The 19,438-nt window shown below is 65.2% G+C and carries 15 protein-coding genes and 1 other RNA gene; 5 read left to right on the forward strand and 11 right to left on the reverse strand.

Translation table 11 applies throughout. The features are described from left to right. Positions 1-186 precede the first annotated feature (186 nt). Positions 187-530, forward strand: a transfer-messenger RNA (tmRNA) gene (gene ssrA / locus AX725_RS14110). A gap of 49 nt (positions 531-579) precedes the next feature. Here ssrA and AX725_RS14115 read toward each other — a convergent pair. From AX725_RS14115 to AX725_RS14130, 4 genes are all read right to left on the reverse strand, one after another. Further along, positions 580-807 (reverse strand): hypothetical protein, encoded by a 228-nt coding sequence (locus tag AX725_RS14115; RefSeq protein WP_060977674.1) that lies wholly within the window; start codon positions 805-807, stop codon positions 580-582. Positions 808-897: 90 nt separating this feature from the next. Next, positions 898-2,148: an N-succinylarginine dihydrolase gene (locus tag AX725_RS14120; protein WP_060977653.1), complete on the reverse strand. Its 1,251-nt coding sequence runs from the start codon at positions 2,146-2,148 to the stop codon at positions 898-900. 199 nt (positions 2,149-2,347) lie between these two features. Then, positions 2,348-3,358 carry an arginine N-succinyltransferase gene (locus tag AX725_RS14125; RefSeq protein WP_060977654.1) on the reverse strand — a complete coding sequence of 337 codons (1,011 nt, stop codon included), beginning with the start codon at positions 3,356-3,358 and terminating at the stop codon, positions 2,348-2,350. Further along, positions 3,355-4,575, reverse strand: coding sequence for a hydrolase (locus AX725_RS14130; RefSeq protein ID WP_060977655.1), 1,221 nt, complete (start codon positions 4,573-4,575; stop codon positions 3,355-3,357). Before AX725_RS14130 ends, AX725_RS14125 begins: the two co-directional genes overlap by 4 nt. A gap of 170 nt (positions 4,576-4,745) precedes the next feature. On the opposite strand from AX725_RS14130, the gene AX725_RS14135 reads away from it, so the two are divergent. Next, positions 4,746-6,851 carry a malate synthase G gene (locus tag AX725_RS14135; protein WP_060977656.1) on the forward strand — a complete coding sequence of 702 codons (2,106 nt, stop codon included), beginning with the start codon at positions 4,746-4,748 and terminating at the stop codon, positions 6,849-6,851. 134 nt (positions 6,852-6,985) lie between these two features. Here AX725_RS14135 and AX725_RS14140 read toward each other — a convergent pair whose 3' ends face one another. From AX725_RS14140 to AX725_RS14150, 3 genes are all read right to left on the reverse strand, one after another. After that, the gene (locus tag AX725_RS14140) at positions 6,986-7,819 is read right to left on the reverse strand and encodes an alpha/beta fold hydrolase (RefSeq protein ID WP_081097039.1); all 834 of its coding nucleotides are present in this window, start codon (positions 7,817-7,819) and stop codon (positions 6,986-6,988) included. Positions 7,820-7,886: 67 nt separating this feature from the next. After that, positions 7,887-9,593, reverse strand: coding sequence for a PHA/PHB synthase family protein (locus AX725_RS14145; RefSeq protein ID WP_060977657.1), 1,707 nt, complete (start codon positions 9,591-9,593; stop codon positions 7,887-7,889). Between the two features lie 105 nt (positions 9,594-9,698). Next, on the reverse strand, positions 9,699-10,046 hold the full coding sequence (locus AX725_RS14150; RefSeq protein WP_155645620.1) for a 4a-hydroxytetrahydrobiopterin dehydratase: 348 nt from the start codon (positions 10,044-10,046) through the stop codon (positions 9,699-9,701). On the opposite strand from AX725_RS14150, the gene ccmA reads away from it, so the two are divergent. Then, complete coding sequence (gene ccmA / locus AX725_RS14155) at positions 10,035-10,682, forward strand: heme ABC exporter ATP-binding protein CcmA (protein ID WP_060977658.1); 648 nt, start codon at positions 10,035-10,037, stop codon at positions 10,680-10,682. The genes AX725_RS14150 and ccmA overlap by 12 nt on opposite strands. Further along, a complete protein-coding gene (locus AX725_RS14160) occupies positions 10,679-11,350 on the forward strand; it encodes a heme exporter protein CcmB (protein WP_060977659.1) in 672 nt (223 codons plus the stop codon). The genes ccmA and AX725_RS14160 overlap by 4 nt, the downstream gene beginning before the upstream one ends. Here AX725_RS14160 and AX725_RS14165 read toward each other — a convergent pair whose 3' ends face one another. Continuing rightward, on the reverse strand, positions 11,351-12,082 hold the full coding sequence (locus tag AX725_RS14165; protein WP_060977660.1) for an extensin-like domain-containing protein: 732 nt from the start codon (positions 12,080-12,082) through the stop codon (positions 11,351-11,353). It abuts the gene before it with no gap. A gap of 117 nt (positions 12,083-12,199) precedes the next feature. Here AX725_RS14165 and AX725_RS14170 point away from each other — a divergent pair, with 117 nt between their 5' ends. Further along, complete coding sequence (locus AX725_RS14170; RefSeq protein WP_066112648.1) at positions 12,200-12,634, forward strand: hypothetical protein; 435 nt, start codon at positions 12,200-12,202, stop codon at positions 12,632-12,634. A 180-nt stretch (positions 12,635-12,814) separates the two neighbouring features. On the opposite strand, the gene AX725_RS14175 is transcribed toward AX725_RS14170, so the two are convergent. The 3 genes from AX725_RS14175 to AX725_RS14185 all read right to left on the reverse strand — a co-directional run bounded on the left by AX725_RS14175 (position 12,815) and on the right by AX725_RS14185 (position 19,015). Then, positions 12,815-14,203, reverse strand: coding sequence for a glutamate--cysteine ligase (locus AX725_RS14175; protein WP_060977662.1), 1,389 nt, complete (start codon positions 14,201-14,203; stop codon positions 12,815-12,817). A gap of 100 nt (positions 14,204-14,303) precedes the next feature. Further along, entirely contained in the window at positions 14,304-15,065 is a 762-nt protein-coding gene (locus AX725_RS14180; RefSeq protein WP_060977663.1) for a 16S rRNA (uracil(1498)-N(3))-methyltransferase, read from the reverse strand. A gap of 32 nt (positions 15,066-15,097) precedes the next feature. Further along, positions 15,098-19,015 (reverse strand): tetratricopeptide repeat protein, encoded by a 3,918-nt coding sequence (locus AX725_RS14185; RefSeq protein ID WP_060977664.1) that lies wholly within the window; start codon positions 19,013-19,015, stop codon positions 15,098-15,100. Positions 19,016-19,438: the final 423 nt, after the last annotated feature.

The following is a 19,438-nucleotide window of genomic DNA, read 5'->3' on the forward strand; positions in this document are numbered from 1 at the left end:
ACGTTCGCAGCTATTTTCATCTTCTGGATCAATGAGTCCTGACCCTAGTCGCAGCGGTGAGGGTGAGGGTGCGTCTCGCATCCCTCGCTCGATCCTGCACCATCGCCCCCACCCAACCCTCCCCCATCAAGGGGGAGGGCTTTCGAAGGGGAGGGGAGAGCGCAGCACCGGAAATTCTCCCGCCGCTCACTTCCCATTCACCAAAGCATCGCTATATGGGTTCCTGCCGGTTCGTCCGGCTATGACGATAAATTGCGGCGTGCAATAGGCACAGCGGACCCGGGGGCGGTACCCGGCGGCTCCACCATGAACCCCGTGAAGACGGGGCTTTTGACGGGGCCGAACTAGGATCGACGTGTGTTGAAAAGCGGTGTTTTCGTCCGGGCTGAGTAACCCGTTAAAGGCTCAAAACTCATAAGTGCCAATGACAATGACGCACTCGCCCTTGCTGCCTAATTCAGCGGCCTAACGGCCAAGAATAAGGAAGTAAGAGCGCGGTTGAACCCACCGGGCAACAGAAGCGGAGTTCAGCGGTTTGGAGAGCACCGGGCAACAGAAGCTCTCCACCTTGCCACATCGCTATTCGGGCCCGTACGCCTTCTGGTAATCGATCGCGTCGAGCATCTTCGCGCCTGCCATGAACACCGCGCCGGTGCAGGCGACGAACAGCAGCCAGCCGCCATAGCCGGGATATTGATCGAGATAGAGCTTGCCGCGCTCGCAGGCCCCCAGCGCCAGGGCATAGGTGATCAGATACACCTCGAACTTGGTCTTGATGATGAAGAGGCGACGGATCTTCTCGAACATGGGCATTCCCCCGCAAGCCCTGTGCCAAGGGCGGTTTTCTGCCGCAGACGATAGTTAAGAAAGGGTTAAGCTGTAAAGCCTGCCGACAGGTCAGGCGAGCGCGGAAAGATCGAGCGCATCGAGCAGCGCGCGCCGCGCTGCGCCTACCGTTTCGGCCAGCGCAGGGTCGACGAGATCGCCCGGCGTAATCCGCTCGGGCCAGTGCGCGGCGATGATCTTCTCGATCGCATCGAGCCTTTCGGGCGTCGCGATGAAGCGCGGATCGACCGTCGCGGGATCGGCCACGACGCGCAGCCTCAGGCAGGCCGGGCCACCGCCATTGGCCATCGACTGGCGCACATTGACCGGCACGAGCCGCCGGATCGGCCCGTTGCCCGCGACCATCGCCTCGAGCCACTGCCACACGGCCGGCACCTCCTGCGATTCGCTCGGCAGCACCAGGGCCTGGCCACCATCGGGCAGCGTGACGAGCTGGGCGTTGAACAGATAGCTCCTGATGGCATCGGCGAGCGACACCGCGCTCGCGGGCACCTCTACGATCTGCACCGCGGGAAATGCCGCGCGGATCGCGGCATAGGCGGTCTCGCGGTCCTCGAACGCCTGTTCGTGCGCGAGCAGCACGCTCTCGTTGGCGACCGCGACGACATCATTGTGGAAGGCTCCGGCAGCAATCGCGGTCTCGCTCTGCTGGATGAAGAGGGTGCGATCCGCTGCCAGTCCGTGCGCCCGCGCAATCGCCTTGCCCGCCTCGACATGCTGGCGTGCGGGGAAGGGGCCGCCCGTCTTGCCATAGACGAAAATCTCGACGCCCTTGCTGTCGTGCCGCTCGCACAGCCGCATGTGGTTGGCCGCGCCCTCGTCGCCGAACGGGGCGGGGACCGGGCCGTGCACCGCAAAATGGCGCTCGTCGGCAAAGGCGAGTTGCAGCTGCGCCAGCGTGCCCGTCCATTCATGGCTGCGATGCGGCATGGTCACGAGGTTCGCGACAGTCAGGTGGCAGCGGCCATCGACGGTATCCGGGGCAGGGGAGACCGTCGCGGCATTGGCCGCCCACATCGAGGAGGCGGAAAAGCTGGCGGCGCGCAGATGCGGCTCGGCGCTGGCGACATCGGTGGCGAGGCTCTCCAGCCAGGCTGTATTCGGCCGGTCGAGCGGCATGAAAAAGCCCTGCGTCAGACCGAGCGCCATATTCGCGCGCATTTTGGCGACACCCTGCAGCGCCGCCGCGCGTGGTTCGCTGACCGAACCGGCGTTATTGGCCGAGGCGATATTGCCGAGGCTGAGGCCCGCATAATTGTGGCTGGGGCCGATGATTCCGTCGAAATTGATCTCGGTGAGCATCTCTCGTCCTGTCCTAAATTCTTCTCCCTTGAAGGGAGAAGGATACGAAGCCTTACCAGCTTGCTGGTTAGGCGGAGTTGGATGAGGGTGTCGCTCGCTACTGGCGGCGTATTCTCACCCTCACCCAGCTGCGACTAATTCGCTTTGCTCATAAGTCTCCGCAGCCCTCTCCCCTCTTGGGGAGAGGGGTGTTGTGTTCCTATCTCTCGATCCAGCGCACTTCATCGCCCGCGCTGACACGCAACATCTCTGCCGTCTTCGCTTCCAGCGTCACACCGTCCTCGCCATCGGCCACCTTGCCATAGGCGCAGCGGAAATCGGCGAGGCGGCCCGAGGCGACCAGCGACATGGTGCCACCTTCACCCATCGCGGCAACCTTGGCATCGCGCGCGTTGCGGATCGAATGGACCTGATCGGTGCGGGCGGTCATGGTCGGGCCGCCATCGAAGATGTCGACATAATTTTCGTGCGCAAAGCCTTCATTTTCCAGCATGCGCATCGCAGCACGACCGCTGACATTGGGGCGGCCGAGCACATGGCGTGCGCTGTCGCTGAGCATCGCGACATAGACCGGGTGCTTGGGCATTAGATCGGCGATGAACTGGTTGCCGTGCAGCGCATTGAACGTGTCGGCCTCGTCAAAGCTCATCCCGAAGAACCGTCCGGCGATGCTGTCCCAGAAGGGCGAATCTCCGGCATCGTCGATGATCCCGCGCAGTTCGGCAAGGATGCGGTCGGCAAAGCGCGCGCGGTGCAGCCCGATGAACAGATAGCGGCTGCGCGCGAGCAGCATGCCGAGGCCCCCTGCGCGCTCGTTCGGGTGCAGGAACAGCCCGCCGACCTCGCTCGATCCTTCCAGATCGGTGACCAGGCTCAATATCTCGGCGCGAAACGTGCGGCCGAGTTCGGCGCTGTGCTGGGTCAGCGTGCTGAGGCGATAGCTGTAGAACGGCCATTTCTGCCCCACCTGGGTGAGCAGCTGGCAGGTGCCCCGGATCTCGCCCGTCTCGGTATTCTCGAGCACCAGCACGAACAGCTCGTCGCGCAAATCGTCGTCCGCGCGCGCAAAGCACGTCGTCGACCGCTCGATCTTGCCCTCGAGCGACTTGCGGTCGGCGGGCAGGTTGGTGAACCCCCCGCCGGTCAGCTTGGCCATCTCGTAGATTGCCTGCAAATCGTCGGGCATCGCCGCCCGGATGACAAAGCTCATAACCCCCTCTTTTCGGCAAGCCGCAATATGGTGAGTGCCGAGAGCCGGGCGCGTTCTGCCAGGCTGTCGGCGATCAGGAATTCGTCGGCGCTGTGGATCGCGCCGCCGCGCACGCCCATGGTGTCGACCACGGGCACGCCGCACGCCGCGATATTGTTGCCATCGCACACCCCGCCGGTGCCGCGCCAGGATATGTCGAGCCCCAGCGCCGCGCCGCAATCCTTGACCAGCCCGAACAGTTTTTCCGCGCCCGGATCGATCGGCTTGGGCGGGCGGCCGAAGCTGCCATGGACATGCACGCCGACCTCGTGCGCTGCGGCGATCTCGTCGGCGAGCCGGTGCAGCGCTTCTTCGGCAAAGGCTTGCATCTCAAGGCTTTGCGGGCGGAAGTTGACGCGCACTATCGCGTGATCGGGCACGACATTGTTGGCGCTGCCGCCGTCGATCTTGGCGGGGTTCACCGACAGGCCGTCGCGGGTCAGTGCCTTCAGCCGTACCGCGAGATCGGCTGCAGCGACCAGCGCGTTGCGGCCCTCGTGCGGATTGCGCCCGGCATGGGCGGAGCGGCCGGTGACGATGATCGAGAAATTGCCCGATCCGCCGCGCTCGCCCGCCAGCGTGCCATCGGGCAGGGCCGGTTCATAGGTCAGCGCGGCCGCCTTGCCTGCCGCGAGCCCGGCGATCAGCGGCGCGGACGAGGCGGAACCCACCTCCTCGTCGCTGTTGATCAGCACGTCATAGCCGATGGTCGCGCCGAGCGGCGAGCTCTCGACGGCCTGCAGCGCGGCGAGCATGACCGCGATCCCGCCCTTCATGTCCGCGACGCCGGGGCCGTTCAGCACGCCCGGCTCGAGCCAGGTCAGGCTCTGGAACGGATGATCGGCGGGGAATACCGTGTCCATGTGCCCGGTGAGCAGCAGCCGCAGGTTCGCGCCGGGGCGCACCGAGACGACCAGATGCTGTCCGCGCTCGATCGTGTCGATACTGCCATCGGCGCGCACCGCCTCGACCGGCGCGCCATCGACCAGCCGGACCTCGCCAGGCAGTACGGAAAAACTCTCGGCGAGCAGCGCGGCGGTCTGGGCCAGCCCGGCCAGATTGCCCGATCCGCTGTTGATCGCCGCCCAATGCTCGAGCTGTGCGAGCATCGCAGCCTGGTCGATCCGCTCCAGACAGGCGATTTCGGATGCGGTCAGGCTGGCAGGGCTGGTCGTCATCCGCCACCTCTTAGCCGGGTTGGAGGCATCCCGCCACCCGTAGCAGGCGAAACCGGATTGCCTTATCCGCCTTGCCTTGCCATAGGCTGTCGGCCATTCCTCCCCGGGAAACTCTGCCACCACGCGCGCCTGTCGCCGGGGTGATCTTGATCAAGCAAAGAGGACCGGGAATGAGCGAATATCTCCAGAGCAACGGCATCAGCATCGATTCCGCGCTGCACGGCTTTGTCACCGAATCGGTGCTGGCCCCGCTGGCGTTGGATGCGGACCGCTTCTGGGCGGATCTCGCCGCTCTGCTCGAGCGTTTCGTACCTGTGAACCGCAAGCTGCTGGAAAAGCGCGACGATCTGCAGGCAAAGATCGATGACTGGCACCGCGCGCGCAAGGGCCAGCCGGTGAACGCCATGGAGTATCGCACTTTCCTGTACGACATCGGCTATCTGGTGACCGAGCCGCAGCCGTTCGCCATCGGCACGCAGAATGTCGATCCCGAGATTGCAACCATGGCAGGCCCGCAGCTCGTCGTGCCGTCGCTCAACGACCGCTTCGTCCTCAATGCCGCCAATGCACGCTGGGGCAGCCTTTACGACGCCTATTACGGCACCGATGCGCTCGATGCCGCCCCGGCCCAGCCCGGCGGCTATGATCCGGTGCGCGGTGCTGCGGTGGTCAAGGCGGCCAAGGCGTTTCTCGACGAGGCGGTCCCGCTCGCGCAAGGAAGCTGGGCGGATTATGCCGGTGGCACGCCTGCGCTTGCCGACCCCGCGCAGCTTGTCGGCACGCGCGGAGCCAGTCTGCTGCTCAAGCATAACGGCCTGCATATCGAGATCGTGATCGATCCTGCGCACCCGATCGGCAAGGATGATCCGGCGGGGATTGCCGATGTGCTGCTCGAGGCTGCGCTCACCACCATCATCGACATGGAGGATTCGGTCGCGGCAGTCGATGCCGAGGACAAGATCCTCGCCTACACCAACTGGCTGGGCCTGATGCGCGGCGACCTGGAGGCGAGCTTCCCCAAGGGCGGCAAGACGCTGACCCGCGCGCTCGAGCCGGACCGCGACTATCTCGCGCCCGATGGCACCGCGTTCACTCTGCCGGGGCGCAGCGTGCTGTTCGTACGCAATGTCGGGCATCTGATGACCAATCCGGCGGTGCTGCTCGCCGACGGATCGGAAGCGCCCGAGGGCATTCTGGATGCGGTCTTTACCAGCGCGATCGGCATGCACGATCTGAACGGCCTCGGCCGCTTCCGCAACAGCCGCACAGGCTCCATCTATATCGTCAAACCCAAGATGCACGGGCCGGAGGAATGCGCGTTCACCAACGAGCTGTTCAACGCGGTCGAGGACATGCTGGGCCTCCAGCGCCACACGATCAAGGTCGGCGTGATGGACGAGGAGCGCCGTACCTCGGCGAATCTCGCCGCGTGCATTCATGCGGTGAAGGACCGGATCGTGTTCATCAACACCGGGTTCCTCGACCGCACCGGCGACGAGATCCACACCTCGATGCAGGCGGGCGCGATGATCCGCAAGGGCGACATGAAGACCTCGGACTGGATCAAGTCCTACGAGGCGCGCAATGTCGGCATCGGCCTCAAATGCGGGCTCGACGGCAAGGCGCAGATCGGGAAGGGCATGTGGGCCGCTCCCGACATGATGCGCGACATGATGGAGCAGAAGATCGGCCATCCGCTGACCGGCGCGAATACCGCCTGGGTGCCGTCACCCACCGCCGCGACGCTGCACGCGATGCACTATCACAAGGTCGATGTCTTCGCGCGCCGCGCCGAGATCGCGAGCCAGCCGGTGCCGACGCTCGAGCCGCTGCTCAACGTGCCTCTCGCCGCAGGGCAGAACTGGTCGCCCGAGGACATCCGCGCCGAGCTCGACAATAATGCGCAAGGGATTCTGGGCTATGTGGTGCGCTGGGTCGATCAGGGCATCGGCTGTTCGAAGGTGCCCGACATTCACGATGTCGGCCTGATGGAAGACCGTGCGACGCTGCGCATCTCGTCCCAAGCGCTCGCCAACTGGCTGCTGCACGGCGTGTGCACGGCTGAAGAGGTGGACGAGGCGCTGCTGCGCATGGCGGCCAAGGTCGATGCGCAGAATGCGGGCGATCCGCTTTACCGGCCGATGGCGGACAATCCGGAAGGCTCGTTCGCCTTCCAGGCCGCGCGCGATCTGGTGTTCAAGGGTATCGAGCAGCCGAGCGGTTACACCGAGCCGCTGCTGCATGCTTATCGCCAGAAGGTGAAGGCGGCGAGTTGAAGCCGTCCTAAACAATTTCTCGTCATTCCCGCGAAGGCGGGAATCCGGCTTTTTTGCAGACCTGAGTCAGATAGCGGGACCCCCGCCTTCGCGGGGGTGACGATTATGGCTTAGCCTGGAGCCTGACCTGGCTCCTATGCCTCAACCGCATCCAGATGCGCGCGGATGGCGGCGAGGCTCTCGTCGAGATGGCTGAGCAGGAACAGGTGCCCGCCATCCTCGATGATCTTGAGTTCCGAATTGGGGATCAGCGTCTTGAGGATATGCCCGTTGGCGACCGGCACGATCTGGTCGTCGCCGCCCATCAGCACCAAAGTCGGCTTGTTCATGAACGGCAGGAAGGGCGCGCTGGTCCAGCCGATCATCGCGAGCAGCTGGTAGAAATAGCCGATCTTGGACGGCGGGGTAATGCGCCCGGTATGGCCGCTCGCGCCCTCGGTCGAGCCGCCATAGAGCGTCGCGAAATGCTTCTCCATATAGCTGGGGTCGATATAGCGACGCGGATCGGCCATCTTGCTCAAGGCTGAGATATTGCCGGGGATCATGAACATCCCCGCGGTGGTCGCGGCGAGCACCAGCCGGTTGACGTTGCCCGAATGCTGGAGCGCGAAATGCTGCGCCATCGCGCCGCCCCAGCTCACCCCCATCACGTCGACCGTCTCGATGCCGAACCGATCGAGCAGCAGCCAGGCGATGCGTGCCATCAAGAATGCATTGTAAGGCACGCGCGGATCGGGCGAACCGCCGACGCCGGGCATGTCGAAGGTGATGAACGGCCGTTCCTCGAGCAGATCGGCAAAGGGGGCCACAGCCTCCATGTTCGCGCCGATACCGTTGAAGAACAGCAGCGGCGGCTTGGTCAGCCCCTCGTCGAAGCGCCAGCGCGCGACGCGCAGGGTACGGCCATCGACCTGCTCCATGGTGATTTCGGGCCCGGTGGCGGCGGTAGATTTGAACTGGGTGGCCAAGAAGAATTCCGATCTGTGCGTATTTCGTCGGTGCGATCCTCCCCGTTACGGGGAGGATTTGAAGGTCTCACTCCAGTACATACAGGCCCGGCGCGGGTTCCAGCGCGGGATGCTTCTTGCTGCCGGTTGCGGCGGGCGCTGGCACCTTGTCGCCCGAGCGCGCCTGGACCCATTCCATCCAGTAAGGCCACCAGCTGCCCTTGACCTCTTCGGCCTTGGCCAGCCAGTCGTCGACATCGGCCGGGGTCTTGCCCGCCTTGGTCGGCGTGTTGCCCTTCATCTTGAAATATTTCGCCTTGGGGTTGGTCGGCGGGTTGAGGATCGCCTGCATGTGCCCCGATTGCGACAGGATGAAGTCGATATTCTTCGATCCGAACAGCTGGGTCGAACGATAGCAGGCGCGCCACGGTGTGATATGGTCGGTCACGCCGCCCAGGATGAACAGGTCGTTGGTCACCTTGGACAGATCGATCCTGTGTCCGACCATCTCGACCTCGCCCTTGCGGGTGAAGGCGAGCGTTTCATAGATGTGCAGGAAATCGCCCATCAGGCTGGCCGACAGGTTGGTGGCATCGGCATTCCAGAACAATACGTCGAACGCGGGCGGGTCCTCACCCATCAGATAGTTGTTGATGACATAGTTCCAGATCAGGTCATTGGGCCGCAGCCAGGCAAAGCCGCGCGACAGGTCGCTGCCCTTGATCACGCCCTTGCGTGCTGCGCGCTGCTTGGCGAGCGCCAGGCCATTGTCGCTCATCAGCGATCCCGCCTCGATATCGGTCTGTTTGGGGTGCAGCACGCACACCATCAGCGTCACCGATCCAATCCGGTCATCGCCCGAGGCCTGCAGCTTGGATACCAGCATCGCCAGCGTCTGCCCGCCCGAACAGCCGCCCGAGACGTTGACCTTTTTCGATCCGGTAATCTCGCACACCACGTCGAGCGCGCGGGTGCAGGCGGCGATATAGTCCGCCATCGCCCAGGCGCCGTGTTCCTTTTGCGGGTTGCGCCACGAGATGACGAAGGTCTGGATGCCATTGTCGACCTGCCACTTCACCACCGATTTCTCGGGCGACAGGTCGTTGATGTACATCTTGTTGATCTGCGGCGGGATGGTCAGCTGCGGGATCGCGTAGACCTCGTCCGTCGTCGGAGCGTACTGGATCAGTTCCATGATCTCGTCGCGATAGACGACATTGCCCTTCGAGGTCGCGACATTCTCGCCCAGCGTGAACGGCTTCTTGTCGACCTGGCTGACCATGCCGTCATTATAGACCATGTCGTTATAGGCGTTCTTCAGCCCCTTGAGCAGCGACAGCCCGCCCGAATCGACGATGCGCTTCTGCGCGGTCGGGTTGCCAATCAGGCTGTTGGTGGGGGCGAGCGCATCGATGATGATCGCGGAGATGAAATTCGCGCGGTCGCGCTCCAGCGCATCGAGTTCGAGCTCGTCGATCCAGCTTTTCATGCCCTTCTGCACGGCCAGATAATATTGCGCGCCGGCCTTGAAGAACGGGTTGAACCGCCAGGCGGGGTCCATGAAGCGCTTGTCCTTGGGATCGGGCGACAATTCAGACTGGCCCATCATGATCTTGACGACATCTTCGGAAAACGCCTGCGCGTGCCGCATCGTGCGCGCCGGGTCGCTGGCGGTTTCGCGCAACAACAGGCCGATCGCGCCGATGAAATCCTCGCGCGCCAGCCCCATCAGCGGTCCCAGCGCCGTGGTGGACTGAGCGGCTTCGTCGACGAGATCCGGGGTGTCACCTGCCATAGACTGTCTCTCCCAAAAATGGCTTGCCGCCCCGTTCATGCGGGGTCGGTCGGGGAGCACAGTATAGCGCGGCCGCGGCGTGCACAATGGCCGCGATTTCCGGTGTCAGAGCAGGGCGTCGATCGACCGGGCCAAGTCGATGTCGCGCTGCGACAGCCCATCGGCGTCGTGCGTCGTCAGCAATATGTCGACCCGGTTATAGACGTTCGACCATTCGGGATGATGGTCGGCCTTTTCGGCAAGGATCGCGACGCTGGTCATGAAGCCGAAGGCGCGCGCGAAATCGTCGAACGTGAAGCGGCGGGTAATGCCGTCGCGCACCGGTTCGTGCGTCCATTCGGGCAGGCTGGCGAGCGCCTCGGCGCGTTCGGCGCCTTCCAGTTTGCGGACCATCATCGTCTCCTCTTGGCAGCGGGCGGCAAATGCGCCATCCGGGGGCAGATGGCGCAACATGCTGCAATATCCAAGGGCTTTGAGAGCAGCGCCGCGCTGGAATGCGTGAGCCTTGCGTGCTTGCGCGGTGGGCGTATCCTGTTTCGCGGGGTTTCACTGAAGCTCGCGGCAGGGGAGGCGTTGCATGTCACGGGCCCCAATGGACTCGGAAAATCGAGCCTGATCCGCGTCATCGCCGGTTTGCTGCCGGCCTATGCGGGCGAGGTCAAGGCGACCGGGCGCATGGCGCTGGCCGACGAGAAGGTCGCACTCGATGCCGGGCAACCGCTGGCCCGCGCGCTCGGGCACTGGGCGAGGCTCGACGGCAGCGCCGATGGCGATATTTCGGAAGCGCTCGCAGCCGTAGATCTCGCGCATCTCGCCGATGTGCCGGTGCGCTTCCTCTCGACCGGACAGCGCAAGCGTGCGCTGCTTGCGCGGATCAGCCTGTCGCGCGCGGGCATCTGGCTGCTCGACGAGCCTGCCAACGGTCTCGACACCGCATCGATCACGCGGCTGGGCGATCTGATGGCGCAGCATCGCGAAGCGGGCGGCATCGTGCTCGCCGCCTCGCACCAGCCGCTGCCGCTCGACGGCGCGCAGACGCTGCCACTCGCCGATTTCGTGCCCGCATCCGTGCTGGATGACCCCGCATGATCGGCGCACTCGGCACGCTCGTCCGCCGCGAACTCATGCTGGCCTTCGGGCTCGGTGGCGGCGCGCGCGGGAGCGCCGGGTTCGTGATGCCGATCATCTTCTTCCTGGCGGTGGCGACCATCTATCCGTTCGCGGTGGGGCCGGATGCACAGCTGCTCGGGCGTACCGGCGGCGGGGTGATCTGGGTCGCGGCGCTGCTCGCCAGCATCCTGCCGATCGACCGGCTGGTCCAGGCCGATGTCGATCAGGGGATGATTGACCAATATGTCGTGCGCGGCCTGTCCGAGGAGCTGATCGCGCTCGCCAAGACCGTCGGGCACTGGCTGAGCTTCGGCCCGCCGCTGATGCTCGCCGCGATCATTTCCGCTGGGCTGCTGGGGCAGAGCGCGGAGCAGCTGATCATTGTCGAGATCGGATTGGCCTGCGCGACGCCGGCGCTCGCGGCTTTGGGCGTGATGATCGCGGCGCTCACCGCGGGCCTGCGCCATGGTGCGGCGCTGGGCGGCCTGCTGCTGCTGCCGCTCGCGGTGCCGCTGCTGATCTTCGGTGCGGGCAGCCTGACGCCGGGCAGCCAGAACGGACTGCTTCTGCTCGCCGCCGCGAGCCTGCTGCTCACCGTCATCTGCCCGATCGCCGCTGGAGCCGCGATCCGCGCCGGGCGAGAATAGTCAGCGGCAGGCGCGCCAGCTCATCGTGCCGCGATCGGCAAGGTCGAGGTGGAGGTGGTCGGCGTGCGCGGCATTGTAATCGGGCGAGAGTGTGGTCGAAAACAGGTCGCACGCCCCATCACGTACCGCGCGCAGGAAGCGGGCCTTGTCGCCATCGCCCTGCCAGTCGTTCAGCACCGAAATCCGCCGACCATCGGCGAGCACGAACCCGCTGACGTCGAGCGCGTCGGCGGTGGCATGTTCGCTCCACGGGCCGTCGTCGCGCGCGTACATGCGGCGGCACGAATAGCTGCCGAACGTCTCGATATTGGTGACCTTGCTCCCCAGGATCGCCTGTGCGCGGGGCTGCACCACCTGCGCCTGCCAGAGCAGCAGGCCGATCGCCATCGGGCAGGAGGGGGACACCGACGCCGGGGCGAGCGGAAGCAGCGTCTGCCCGGCATTCGTGCGCACCGCATCCTCGACCCGGCACTGGTCCGCGCCGAAGGACTCGCGCGGCGTGAATTCCAGGCCCGAAGATTCGAGCAGCGCCAGGCACTGGTCGCGCTGGCCGGTCAGATCGACGATCTTGCCGCGTGTCGTCATGCCGATCGGGTCGGTGAGGCTGAGCGGCGTCCAGGGCAGATCCTCGCGCCCCGGCTTGAGCAGCAGCCAGCCGACCAGCAACGTGCAGGCGATCAGCGCGAGCACAATGCTGTGCCGCAGCCAGCTGATGATCTTGGTGATGAGCATAAGCCGTTCTAACGCGCCCGCATGACAGAAGATGCAGCGCCATGACCTAGGACGTAATTGTTTGTCCGCCGCGCCTTGCCCATCATCGGCGCATTGGACGAATTGGGAGAGAACACGATGAACAGCTGGACGACGCAGATGAGCCTCTGGTGCGGGGGAGTGATCGCCTTCGGGCTGTTGCTGATATCGGGCGCCTTTGCCGCGACCGACGCGGCAATGACGCTGCTGCTCGAGATGCTGGGGGCGGAAACGCCGATTGCCTATGATCCGCTGCACCGGTTCAGCATCGCGCTGATGGGCGCGGTGTCGCTCGGCTGGGGCGCGACGCTGCTGGCGGTGGCGCGGATCACGCCTGATCTGTCGGCACAACAGGCGCAGAAGCTGTGGCGGATGGTGACGCTGTCGGTGCTACTCTGGTTCGTGGTCGATAGCGCGCTCTCGGTCGCGACCGGCTTCTGGCGCAACGCGATCCCCAACATGGTGCTGCTGGTCTGGTATCTGGCACTGGTGGCAAGGTTGCCGGGCGGTGCGGGACAGATGGCGCGGGCTTGAATCAAACCTTCTCCCTGAGCAGGGAGAAGGATAAGTAGCCTTGGCGCGCGTTAGCGCGGTTAGGCGGAGTTGGATGAGGGTGGCTGCAACGTTTGCGCAATTACCCCTCACCCAGCTTCGACTAGGCAGCAAGCTGCCAAGTCTGCGCAACCCTCTCCCGCAAGGGGAGAGGGATGGGTGTCAGAACTGCATTGCGCCATAGACCTTGCGGATATCGCCGCCCCATTCGCCATGGTAGAGAGCGAGCAGGTCTTCCGCCGGCGTCTTGCCGCGCGCGACGACGTCGCGCAGCGGTTCGAGAAAGCCGGTCTCGTTATCGCCGCTGCTGTTGAGCCGCGCGCGCGATGCCAGGCCCGACGAGGCGATATCGAGCACTTGCGCCGCGATGTCGCGCAACTTACGGCCGCCGGCGATCGGCGCGTCCAGGCCCAGTTTCGGCACGGAGTCGCGCAGCGCCTGGCGCTCCTCGATGCTCCAGCCCTTGACCAGATCCCAGGCCGCATCGAGCGCGCCTTGATCATAGAGCAGGCCGACCCAGAGCGCGGGCAGCGCGCAGATGCGGCTCCACGGACCGCCATCCGCCCCGCGCATCTCGAGAAAGCTCTTCAGGCGCACCTCGGGAAAGGCGGTGGAAAGATGGTCGTTCCAGTCGCTCAGCGTCGGGCGCTCGCCGGGCAGGGCAGGAAGCTTGCCGTCGAGGAAATCGCGGAAGCTCTGCCCCGCCGCGTCGATATACAGCCCGTCGCGGAACACGAAATACATCGGCACGTCGAGCATGTATTCGACATAGCGCTCATATCCGAACCCGTCCTCGAACACGAAGGGCAGCATGCCGGTGCGCGCGGGATCGGTGTCCGACCAGATATGGCTGCGGTAGGACAGCATGCCGTTGGGCTTGCCCTCGGTAAACGGCGAGTTGGCAAACAAGGCGGTCGCCAGCGGTTGCAGCGCCAGCCCCACACGGAACTTCTTCGCCATGTCCGCTTCGCTCGAATAATCGAGATTCACCTGGATCGTGCAGGTGCGCAGCATCATGTCGAGCCCCATCGAGCCGACGCGCGGCATGTGGTTCAGCATGATGCCATAGCGGCCCTTGGGCATGATCGGCAGCTCGGCGCGGGTCTTGTCGGGCCACATGCCCAGGCCCAGAAAGCCCTTGCCCGTCTTGTCGCCGATCGCCTTTACCTGAGCCAGATGGCGTCCGGTCTCGGCGCAGGTTTCGTGCAGGTTCTCGAGCGGCGCGCCCGACAGTTCGAGCTGTCCGGCAGGCTCGAGGCTCACCGTGCCATCGGGGCCGCGCATCGCGATGACGTTGCTGCCGCCATCGGGGGTGCGCTCCTCGACCGGCTCCCAGCCGAACTCGGTCAGCGCCATCAGCAGGTCGCGGATGCCGCCGGGCTCGTCATAGCTGGGTGCGTGGAAGTCGTTGCGGCAGAACACGAATTTCTCGTGCTCGGTGCCGATGCGCCAGCGCTCCTTGGGCTTTTCGCCTGCGGCCATCGGTTCTGCAAGCTGCGCGATCGAGGTGATGATCGGATCGTCCTGATCCGTCGCGGAACGTGTACTCATCTGCGCCCTGAACCCCTGAATATCGTGTCGCCGGTGCTTTAGTTGCGCCTTGCAACCCATGCCAGCTTTAAAATGTGTAATGGTGTCAAACCGCAGGCAATCAAGTGCCCCAATCGCCATTCGCCGCCATCCAGATAGCAGTGGCGGTGATCGCCGCCGTTTCCGCGCGCAGGATGCGCGGGCCGAGCGAGACCGGCACGGCGGCGGGATGGTTGCGGATCGCCGCATTCTCGGCATCGGTAAAGCCACCCTCGGGCCCGATCAGCACTGCGGCCGCTCCGCCATGTGTGGCCAGCGCCTCGCCAAACGACACACCACTGCCATCGTGCAACCGCTCGTCGGCGAAGAACAGGTGGCGTCCCTCGGGCCAGGCCTTGAGCAGCGCGTCGAGCCGGGTGAGGGGAGCGATCTCGGGCAGCGCGGTGCGCTCGCACTGTTCTGCCGCCTCGATCATCGTGCCGCGCAGCCGGTCGTCCTTGACCTTGTCGACCACCGCGCGCTCGGTCAGCACCGGCACGAAGCGCGCGACGCCCAGTTCGCACGCCTTTTCCGCCAGGAAATCGAAGCGCGGTTTCTTGATCGGCGCGGCGCAGAGCCAGAAGTCGGGCACCGCCTCGCGAGGGCGGGTCTGGCCCTCGATGTCGATCATCAGATCGCGCTTGCCGCGTGCGCTGACCCGGCCGAGAAATTCGCCGCTGATATCGTCGAACAGCTTCACCGCCGCGCCTTCGGGCAGGCGCATGACGTTGAGCAGATAATGCGCCTGGTTGCCCTCGATGCGCAGCGCGCCGCCTTCGCCCAGTGGCTGATCGACGAACAGGCGCGGGGCAGAGCGCGGCGGCCAGGCAGGGGTTGCGGTCATCCTTGTGCCTTAGCCCTGCCGGGCGGGCAGGTCTAGCGCGTGCCGTCGCCGATCAGGGTGAACGGGGCCCAGGCATTGGGGTGCGCGAGCGTGTCGCTGTCCGAGTCCTGGCTGGCATCGATGCGGATCTCGCGCATCGCCTGGGCAAAGGCTTCGGCGCGGGAGAGGGCAGGGTTGTCGCGCGCGATCTCTATCGCCCGCACCGTCATCCGCGCCGCCACGTCGTCGCGCACCGGCCAGTGCGAGGCGAGCAGGTTGCGCGCCCCCGCATAGAAGAACGCACGCGCCAGTCCGGACAGGCCGGGCGCGCCTTCCGATCCGTCACCCGCCGCCGTGTTGCAGGCCGAGAGGATAACCCAATCGGCATCGAGCTTCAGCCCGGCGACCTCGGAGGCGGTCAGCAGCCCGTCATCGACTTCGCTCGCGGCATCGGGCGGGGTGAACACCAGCCCGGGTTCGGCCGCGCCCTCGATCTCGCCCGCCATCAGCCCGTGCGTTGCCAGCGCCACGATGCGCGCGTCGGAAAGCCTGGCCTTGCGGACATTGGCCTCGGTCGCCTGCTGTCCGGTCATCACGCTGGCGGGCTCTGCCCCCAATGCGGTGCGCATCGCCGCCAGTTCCTGCGCCGTGCCCGGCAGCCGCGCCATCGACCTGAGCGCTGCGATATTGGCAATGCCGCCTCCCGAGCGGGTGGTGCCCGGCAGGAACGCCTGCGCGGCGGCGAGACCCTGTGGCCGCGCGCGGCGGGGATCGCGGCCCTTGCCCTTGACAAACGTACCACGGCCCCCGCTGCCGCGCTGCACCGCCTGGCCCTCGAGCGCAGGATCGCCAAAGCCCATGAACGGCTGGCGCGTGGCCGCTCCGGTTGTCGCGGCCGTTGCGCGCTTGTCGCGCAGGAACTTCAGCGACTGGAGCGACGGTATCTGGATCAGTGCATGCGCATCGGCAAACCATCTGGTAGCGCGCAAATTGGCGGGGTCACCGTCCGCGCCTTCGGGCTTTTCGGTGACCAGCATGCCGAAGGGCAGCGACGAGAGCGGACCGCCCGCGGCGATGAACAGGTGGCGCTTGCCCCTGATTGTCTCTGCCACCGGTGCGATGAGCGTCTCGTAAAGCGCAAAGGCGGTGCCCCGATCGAACGGATAGGCGCCGTCACCCTCGTTCGACCATTGCGCATCCTCGACCGCATCCACGTTCACATTTGCGCCGACATCCCATAGCAGCCGGCGAACCTTGGCAGCGATCTCGTCGCTGTCCGCATCCGCCTTGTGCCAGACCGTGCCCGCCGCGCTGACCGCAAAGACATGCGTTCCCTTGTCGCTGGGCACGATGAGCAGCGCCGCCTCATCGGCGCCCAGCAGCTGCTCGGCCTGGGTTTCGGACAGCGGCTCGGGCCGTACCAGCGCGAAATATTGCGGAAACTGCTGGCGAAGGGTCCGATCGATCGCGGCAATGCGATCGGCCATGACCTTTCGGCCTTCCAGCAGGTTGGCCCGCAATTCCGGTGCGCCCGGTGCGGTACTGGCCAGCGCCTCGTTATATTTTCGGGCATTCTCGGTCCAGCCGCTGGCCAGCGTTTCGCGTTCGCGCACCAGATCACCCAGCGCGGGATCGATGCTGTCGGCCAGACCGCGCGCCGCCATCCGCGCGATGGCGTCATTGGCGCCGCCCGCAATGGCGCCTTGCAGCGCGGCAAAGGCCTCGCCGCGGATCGTCGCAAGGTCCTGGCCGCGGGCGAGCCACATCGCATCGACCGCCCGGCTGTAATAATCGGCCAAATTGGCGCGGTCGCGGGTGCTTTGCGCTTCTCCGCCCAAGCCATTGTCGGCGGTACCGATGCGCTCGGCGAGTCCCTGGAGCAGCATGCGCGCGGGGGTGAGGCGATCGGTGCCGGCAGCGCTGTTGGCGATCCGTGCCCGAATGAGGATCGACAGCGTATCGAGGCTGTTGGGATGCGAAAGCCCGAACGCCGCGATCTGGCTTTGCGACAGATCGGTATAGATCGCATCGGCAGCAGCAAACTCATCGCGCCGGGCATAGACCAGCGCCAGCCGCGACTGCGCGGCAAAGCGCAGCGGATGATCGCGCGCGAGCGTCTCGTATGGGAGATCGACGACCTGGCGCAGATTGGCTTCCGCTTCCTTCGGGCGATCGAGCAGCAATTGCGCGATGCCCAGATTGGTCCGGGCGAGAATGAGCAATTGGCTTTGCTGCGCAGACTGGCTGGCCCCCCGGTCCAGAACCGAAGCCAGGATGTCTGCTGCGCCCGCAAAATCGCCGCGCTGGAGCTTCATGTCGGCAATATTGGCGCGGGTCTGCAGGACCGAGACGTGATCCGGCCCCAGCGCCTGGTTCAACGCATCGAGGCTTGCCTGATAGACCGCCTCGGCCTCGGCGTATCGGCGCTGCTGCACCAGCACCAATGCCAGATTGACCGCCGTGCCCTGCCAGATCGGGTGCTGGCGCCCATAACGTTCGAGCGCGAGCGCCTGGGTCTCAAGCAGAAGGGCTTCCGCCTCGGTATACTGCCCGCGATAGATCTGGATCAGCGCCAGATTGTTGCGGTTGGACAGCGTTTCGGAATGGTCGCGCCCCAGTTGCGCGAGCTGATGGGGATAGATTTCCTCGGTCAGCGCTTCGGCCTCGGCATAGCGGCCCATGTTGGTGAGGAGCAGCGCGTGATTGGCGGCGACGTTGATCGCATCGCGATTGTCCACGCCGCGGACCTTGCGGATATCGGCAAGCAAGGCCGCGCTGATCGGTGCTGCCTCGCTGTACCGTCCGGATGCCAGCAGTAGCGAGACCAGGGTGCCCGGAATGACATGGGCAAAGCTGTTGGTCGGCGGATAATGGCGTTTCACCACGTCCGTTGCGCGTTCCATGATGGCGATGCCCTCGCGAAACTGCCCGGTATTGAGATAGACCGTGGCCAGCGAACGCGCCAGCGCAAGGCTCAGTTCGCTCGCTTCCCCCGGATTGGTCAGCGATGCCTGATAGGCGGGCTTCAGATCGGCTTCGGCCTCTGCGAAACGCGCCAGCGCGATGCGGATATTGCCCAGCGCGACATTGGCAAGAAATGTCGATGGGCTGTCCTGACCTGCGGCCTCGCGCGCGCGCGACAGCGCCTCGCGGGCCAGGGGTTCCGCCCCAGCATAATCGCCGACGCGTTCGTAGGTGACCGAGAGCATGGCCAGAATCTCTGTCGCCAGCGGATGGGTCTTGCCCAGGGCCGTCTCGACGCGCGGCAAGGCCTCGCGCAACAGGCCTCGCGCCGGCTCATACCGGCCCATTTCGATCTGGAGAGTGGCCAGCACCTTTTGCTGCAGCAAGGTATCGGGGTGATCCGGGCCGGGATCGCGTTTCAGGCTGTCGACGAGCTCGGCCTGGACGGGAATGGCCTCGTCGCGGCGCGCGAGGCGATAGAGCATGTCGACAAGATTGGCGGCCGCATCGCGGGTCGTCGGATCGTCGATCCCCAATTTGGCGCGAAAGCCGTCAAGCGCAGTGCGATAGGCGGCTGCGGCCTGCTCTGTCCGCCCGGCATTGAACAGCACCGCGCCCAGATTGGCCTCAGCCTTCAGCGTTTCGGGATGGTCGGCGCCGAGCTGCCCGGCGTAAAGCGTCAGCGCCCGGCGCATGATCGGTTCGGCATCGACTGGCTTGCCAGCGAACATCAGGTTGAGTGCATGGTCGTTAAGAGCGCGCGCCAGGACGAAACTGTCGTCGCCCAGCGGCTCGGCCAGCGCCAGAACCCTGGCGGAGGCCTCGGCGGCACGCGCATAGTCCTTGGCGGCAAAGGCCTCCGCGTCGATCGCGCGAAAGCGTTCGATCTCGGCCAGCAGCGGATCGGTTTCAGGCGCATCCGCCGCGTTTTGGGCAGTCTGGCTCGCCGCCATATCCGACTTGGCGGACTGGCTCTGCACCGGGCCTGCAAAAGCAGACAATGCCATCGCCGCAACCACAGCCCAACCATGCCGGATCGACGATCCGATTCCTGGCAGTGCGGCTCGAAATGGCGGTTGCGATCGCATCGACACCCCTGACGGCACCCGGCTGCGCGTACGCGCGCCAGCGGGGCAGAACGGTGCGACCCGAATGCGTCTGTTCTGCGCATTTTGGCTCGGCGAAGCAAGGCTTCGTGTTCAGCGATGGGTTGAGGGCAAAATATAAGCCCGGGCGCGATGAGAAGGGGGGAGGATCGCGCGCCCGGGCTCATGTTTTTTAGGACGGCATTGGAGGGGGGGCTTGGTCTGCCGTCCTGAAGCAAAAACCCATCGGCCCTCGTTAGGTTCCACGGAAAAAATGCAGTGAAGCGATTTTTTTTCGTAAGCGCCGGAGCGGGAGGAGCAAGACTTTGGTCAACCGCCTTTTCC

Origin of the sequence: Blastomonas sp. CCH9-A1, from assembly GCF_001557175.1 — a bacterium.
GTDB lineage: Bacteria > Pseudomonadota > Alphaproteobacteria > Sphingomonadales > Sphingomonadaceae > Blastomonas > Blastomonas delafieldii_A.